General features: G+C 58.7%; 2 protein-coding genes and 1 pseudogene. 1 reads left to right on the forward strand and 2 read right to left on the reverse strand.

What is annotated here, in order from left to right; translation table 11 throughout:
- Window positions 1–899, reverse strand: a pseudogene (locus ACH2EH_RS16935) (hypothetical protein); the annotation flags it as partial.
- A 144-nt stretch (window positions 900–1,043) separates the two neighbouring features.
- Window positions 1,044–1,601, reverse strand: a complete 558-nt coding sequence (locus ACH2EH_RS16940) for a hypothetical protein (RefSeq protein WP_395143401.1) — start codon at window positions 1,599–1,601, stop codon at window positions 1,044–1,046.
- A gap of 95 nt (window positions 1,602–1,696) precedes the next feature.
- Here ACH2EH_RS16940 and ACH2EH_RS16945 point away from each other — a divergent pair, with 95 nt between their 5' ends.
- On the forward strand, window positions 1,697–3,472 hold the full coding sequence (locus tag ACH2EH_RS16945; protein ID WP_395143403.1) for a polysaccharide deacetylase family protein: 1,776 nt from the start codon (window positions 1,697–1,699) through the stop codon (window positions 3,470–3,472).
- Window positions 3,473–3,662: the final 190 nt, after the last annotated feature.

Genomic DNA, 3,662 nt, shown 5'->3' on the forward strand with positions numbered 1-3,662 from the left:
CGGGCATTGAAGACATCCAGGGCATGCATGGCGGCGTTCCCTGTGCCCAGTGTGCTCGTGAGCGCCTCCTCCACGGGAGCGATTCCCTGCACAGCAAGACGAGCCTGCTCAACAATCAGTGCCTCACGGAGCTGATCGCAGCTCTCCAGGGCATTGCGTAGCCGCTCCAGACACCGGCGTGCTTCGGGCAGATCGGTCAGATCCACCCCCTCCCAGTCGTCGAGATACTGTTTCCCCTGAGCACGGAGCCGTTCCAACTGACGCAGACGTTGATTACACCCCTCGTGGGTCAGCGACTCCCAATCGGCTGCCAGTGGCTCCAGAGCATTTTGCCAGCGCACCAGTGCGATCTCCCAGAGCTTGGCATGGTAGCGGTCCCGCTGTTTAGAGAGCACGCCCGCGGCGGAGTCAATGGTCTGGCGTACTTTACTCCAGCGCTCCTGTGTGGCGACATCGCCCACAGAGGTTACCACTTGCTGGCGGGTCTCTTCCAGGCGCTGCTCACGCTGGGCAATATCGCTAAGCCGCTGCCGGATCGTCTCTTCGTCGTTGCGCAGACAGTCAATCACACGCTTGGCAAGCTGCGAGAGCTCCGGGGGAGCCCACTCTTTGTCAGCTCCGAGCAAAACTCCCAGGCTAACTCCCACGGCGACTCCGACCGCGACTCCCATTCCCGCCATCAGAAACCCACCGATCACGGCACCAATAAAGCCCCCGAAAGCGGCACGCGCTCCATCGGTCATGGGAGTTTCCATGGTTAGGGTATCGCCCTGTGCGACAATATCGGGAATGCCCCGATCAGGGCGCTCATTGCGGGGGTCCGCAATACCACAGTTTGGACAGCGACGATCCGCCGTCGTTACAAAGTAATCACACGCACAGCAGCGCTTGTACTTCATGCCTTCACTTGCTCCCGACAGGGTGATCTAAACATCGCAAAGTAGTCCCGCAGTATATCTCTAAACGTCTAAAAATACCACGTCCCCCGTTACTAATTCTATACGTAAAACGGGGGACGCTGGTTTCGGTTTTTTAGAAAGTCCCTACAAGCGCCAGCCCAGCCCGAGATTCATCCCAGAGAAATCGAAGTTGCGAACTTTACTGAAGGCATAGTAGCGCCCCTCGACATAGAAGCGATTCCCCATGGAGACACCGCCAAAGACACTTCCCCCCGTCCCGGTGCGCCAGCCGCTCGGGATATTGTCCAGCAAAAAGCTGGAGCGGAAGTTGGTGACAAGTAAGTTGACAGATGCCCCAAAATAGGGTCGTGTGCTCCTACCCTCCGAGACTCCCCGGCGGTAGACAAGTCCGATGGGTGCTAGGAGAACTTCGGCCTCCTTAGAGCGCGACGAGATAAAGTTCAGATCGAAGTTCACCTCACCCTTTGCTTTCGGGGCCGCCACATCGCCTTTACCAAGACCGATATTAGTCCATGACCCCCCAAAACGATCCCGTGCGAGCCGTGAGGCAGGCGTGTAAAAACCAAGCTGCGGGCCTAAAAGCAGATGTTTTCTCGCTTTCTGCTCCTGCGCATGCGCAGGCAAGGCTGCAAGAGCAGCCAGCCCCAAAGCAGACAAGGTAAAAAGATTTTTCAGATGCATCGTTCCTTTTCCTTCTGTTCAGCGCAAGAGTGCGCCTCGTAGATCATCGGCAGGAAACGCACCAAACTGAAGCAGGTGGTATAATTGCCTCCGAAATGGCAAAATCGGCTTTTTTTTGCGCCGAGGCGCGGGATCCCCTGACCGACTACCCTGCGGCGCTTGAAGAGGCGGTGACCTACCTGGAGACCGGTGAGCATGGGCAGGCGCGATCAGCGCTTGTCGGGGCGCTCGCGCTCGATAGCAACGAGTTCTGTGGGCTACTGGCAGTGGCAGTGCTAGCGCTCCATATAGGAGACGGCAAAAATGCGGAGCAAGCGCTCCGGCGTGCGCAGGAACAAGATCCAAATCATTTACTGGTTCCTCTCGGGCTAGCACAGGCACGGCTCCTTCTGAAAGATCGCGCAGGGGCCGCGGCTCTGGCCCCCGACAACTCCAACCTGAGCCTCTATATCCGCTACCTTACCGGAGATCGCTCGATTCACCGTGAGCTAGCAGAAGTCAAGCCAGACGAGCCCGATCCGCTTCGGTTAGAGCTTGCCGGAATGGTGGCGCTTCGCGAGGGCGACGACGGGCGAGGCCATAGGCTACTAACAGCACTGCTTGCGCGACCTGAGTGGCACGCTTGCGAGGAGTCCCGCGCCCTGACTCTGCCCTTTGTGGAGACCCGGATGGCGGAGGGCTGCGCAGGCCGCCTCGTTCCCATTCCGCTTCCACAACCTATCGCCCACATGCAGACCCTCAGCGGCCAGGCCACCCTCACACCGGGTAAGGTTCCCGAGGGTACCGCAGTGGTGACGTACCATGTGCCAGGCGGCTACACAGCCATGACCAATAGCCCGCCTTTTGTCACTACCTGGAACACTGGGCGACTCGCCAATGGCCTCTACACGCTGATTATCACGGCCAGTAACACCCTGGGCCAGCCCCTGAATGAGCTGCGGCGCGTGGTCAGGATCGCCAATAAAACAGCCGGCACCTTGTCGCGGCTCTCGCCCGAGCAGCGTGAGTCACTAGAGACACGGCTCCTAGCACTCCTGACACCGCAGCCTAGCCGGAAAGCTGCGCACTATGCACTTGCCCAGTGGGCCGTCCGCAATAAAAACAGTGAGGAAGCCCTCGCTCGGATCGAGTCCGTAGTCGCGATTGACCCGCAGTTCCACTCCGCCTACGCCTCCCTAAAGCAGTACAACAAGCGCTACGTGGGCATGGGCAATGGCTACTGGCGGGGACAGACGGCCCAGAAGCTTGTCGCGCTCACCCTGGATGATGGCCCCAATCCGCTCAAGTACCGTACCCCGGCACTCTTAGACACCCTACGCAACCTAGATATCAAGGCGACGTTCTTCATTGTCGGTTCCCGTGCGGAGGCGAACCCGGATCTGATCCTGCGCATGGACGCCGAGGGGCATGAGATCGCCAATCACAGCTACAGCCACCCCAACCTGACGTTTCTAACACCGGATGACGTTCGCAAAGAGCTCTGCCGCACGAGTGTGGTGGTTCGCGACATCACGGGCAAGCGTCCACGGTTCTATCGCCCCCCCGGCGGGAACTTCAACGGGGCTATCGCCGATGCTGCCTCCACACTGGGCATGAACGGAGCGTACTGGACCGTGGATGGCTTTAAATTTGAGCACGCCCCACACCTCCCCGAGGACCTCATCCGCTATGTCGTTCCGCGTGTGAAACCGGGTTCCATCCTGCTACTGCACAATGCCCCCGAGAACACCATTAGGGCACTGCCCGAGATTGTTCGAGCACTACAGGCACAAGGCTACGAGTTCGTCACCATGAGCGATCTGGTTCACCGCAGTAAGCCCGTTCTCAAGCCCGCCCCAAATATTAAACCTTCCCTGATCACAAAACCATGAATCGAATCTATAATTTTTCCGCAGGCCCTGGCACTCTCCCCGTCCCTGTTCTCGAACAAGCAAGCCAGGCAGTTTTGGAATTCCAGAACTCTGAATGTCAATCCTAGAGCTATCTCACCGAGGTAAGTGGTACGATCCGGTTCACGCCGAGGCGCAAGCACAGGTTCTCGCAACCCTTGGGCTCTCCGAG

Source organism: Armatimonas sp. (assembly GCF_043760365.1).
Taxonomy (GTDB): domain Bacteria; phylum Armatimonadota; class Armatimonadia; order Armatimonadales; family Armatimonadaceae; genus Armatimonas.